This is a genomic window from Streptococcus pseudopneumoniae (assembly GCF_001068775.1).
Classification (GTDB): domain Bacteria; phylum Bacillota; class Bacilli; order Lactobacillales; family Streptococcaceae; genus Streptococcus; species Streptococcus pseudopneumoniae_N.
The window spans coordinates 1-2,950 of sequence record NZ_JWAJ01000145.1; the positions used below are offsets into that span (position 1 = coordinate 1).

The following is a 2,950-nucleotide window of genomic DNA, read 5'->3' on the forward strand; positions in this document are numbered from 1 at the left end:
CTGCTAGTTCTGTAAAAGTGGATACAGCTACTGCAAGTCAGCTTGTGGCACAGATCAAAGACCAGCTCCATGTCAAGGAAGCTGCTAATACAGATCTTTTGGTTACCGCTAATGAAGAACTTGTTAAGGCTGAACAGACTCTCGCTGATTCAAAAGTGAGTCAAGAAGAAGTGGATGCTTTGGTAGCTCGCTTGACCAATGTTTTGGACCAGCTACGTGCAGTGGAAACTCCTCAAGTCAAAGAAGATAAAAATGACAAAAGTACACAGGAAGCAACTCCAGAAATCAAGCCAGAAGTAGCGAAGCCAACTCCAGAAATTTCAGCTAAGTCTGAGGAAACTTCAGAAAATACTAATGCTGAGCAACTGGAAAAAGCTAAAGCTAGTCTCAAAGTATCTATTGATCGTTTGGAGCAGGCTATCGCCCAAACACCTGAGAATGACTTGACACGTGAAATCTTGGAAAAAGCTATCGCCCAAGTTGCAGTAGCCAAGTCTGCATTTGGTGGTGTAGAAGTTAGCCTTCGTGATGTTGAGGATATGAATCGTGTCATCAAACGTAACGAAAGCTCTGTTATGATTGCACGTAATCGTTTGACTTCTGGGCGTAATGACGTCCGTAATGGCGCAGCTATCCCAGTTGGGACAACGCTTCGCGCTGATGCGGGGGCAACCTATGACAATGCTGTTGGGCTCTACTTCACAAAGGAAGGAGATGGCTCAGGTTATCCAGCTGGTACCATGCTCTTTAGAGACCGTAACCAAAATACTGCGGATAAACAAAGAGTTAAGGATGTCAAGGATGTCGTTAAGGTTGATGTCACTAAAAACGGAGATACATACGATTGGGAAATTGAGTTTGAAGCTAATCCTGAAAACCACCAAAATGCCCATGCTTGGTTTACCATTCCAACTGGTCATACCTTGGTAGACGACGGTTCGGCATCATTTGGTAGTTACTGGGGTGGTTCTGGTGGAAAACGACGTATTGAAACTCAAGGAAGATTACCACGAAACTTATACGACATCTTTAAAGATCAGGTTAGCTCTACGTCTAAGGATGTTAACATTGGTACCCCTGGTGGAGCTATCGAGCAGGCTTGGGGCAAAGCCGCCACTACCGATGCTTTCTGGAAAGGTGCTGATGGAGAGATTAAAACATTTGAAGAAATCATTTCAAAACCTGATACACTCTATTTTAATCGTACAGGTGGTGCCCGTACGACAACGGAGAAGGATGTTCTGGTATCAGATTATTTGAAGGATTGGTTGATCCAGCATACGCAAAGAGTTTATCATTTTGATATTGATTATCGTGGTAGAACTAAGGATAGTGCATCAAACTATATCTTTCGTTTCAAAACCAAGGCTGCTGAGGGGACTCCACTCATGTATGCAGCAGGGATGCGCTCCTATGAGTTCAGCACCCACCGAAATGATATGCAATGGTATGGTTTGCCATCTCCTAAGGTGACGGGGGCTGATCAAACTATCGAAAAAGGTAAGGAAATTCGACTTGAATTTACAACTAAAGATAATCTAGCAGGATTTTCACTTGGTGATCCAAAACTAGGTTATAATCCAGCTGATTCTATCAAGTTAGTGGATAGTAAGCTGGAACTTAAAGATCAAAAAGTTGAAGTTCAAAAAGTGAGTGATTATGAGCACAAGCTTATTATCACAGGTCGTGTTGCTTCAGATCCTGGCGACTATAAGGTCAAGGTCAAGTCTGTCAATAACGTTGGACAAAGTGCGGAGTTTACATCAACTGTCAAGGTTACACAATCTATTACACCAACATTAGAGTTGAATCAAGATCCTAAGACAGGTGACGTTACAGTAACACCGAAGAAACCAGATGGCTCAACATACCCACCAGAAACTAAGGTAGAAATCCCAGGTAAAGGTGACAAGCCAATCCCAGTCACAATCGGTAAAGACGGTAAAGGTAAAGTACCTAATAGTGATTTACCTGAAGGTAATGTCCCAGGTATAGGTAAGATTACAGAACCAGGTCAACCAACTGTTGAAGTTCCTGATGTAACAACTCCAGCTAAGATAACACCAGCTGACCAGGTAGCACCAACAATTACTAAATTAACTGATAATCGTAATGCAGAAATTGATAGTAAAAACCCACGTAAGATTATCGTTTATCGTGAAGAAGAGTTTAGCGTTGATGTGAACTTAACTGATAACAGTGGTCGCTTGGATAAGATTAAGGTTCACGACAATGCTCAAGCAGTAGCACCATCAGGTAATTTCGAAGTTACAAATGGTGGTCGTCTTGAACTTCCTGCTAATGGTACAAGTATTAACTTCACGGATAAGACAAGTAATTTAGGTCAAGCTGGCAATGCGACAGATACTAACCCATATAAAGTTAATATTTCAGGTCATGTTGGTAAAAATCAGGAAGTCAAAGCTGATGCTAGCAAAAATATCTGGAATCGTTATATTAGTGGATATGACCAAGGAGGTCTGACAAATAACAACACAAACAATAACACTGCTAATAACGCCAATATTCAGATTGAGTTCCGTAAGCAAGCTGATAAATATACACCAACAGCAGTAACAGGCTCTAAAATCGATGTAGCGACAGATGGTACAATCAGTGGTTATGACTCACCAGAGACTTATATTGCCAACAAGTCTGACTTGCCAACTGAAGGTACAACGCCAGGTGCAAGAACGACTTATACATGGAAAGATGGAGAAACTCCAACTGTTAACAATGGTCAAGTCACACGTACAGCGGTAGTTACTTATCCAGATGGTTCAACAGATGAAGTGCCTGTAACCTTCACAGTTCGTGACACAGTAGCTCCAACAATTACTAGCTTAACTCCTATTAGTAATGCAGAAATTGATGGCACTAACCCACATAAGATTATCGTTTATCGTGAAGAAGAGTTTAGCGTTGATGTGAACTTAACTGATAACAGTGG

The 2,950-nt window shown here is 41.6% G+C and carries 1 protein-coding gene; it reads left to right on the forward strand.

Annotated elements, in window-relative coordinates:
- Nucleotides 1–2,950: sialoglycan-binding domain-containing protein (locus ADF68_RS11535; protein WP_049549516.1), on the forward strand; the 2,950-nt coding region annotated here is incomplete at both ends.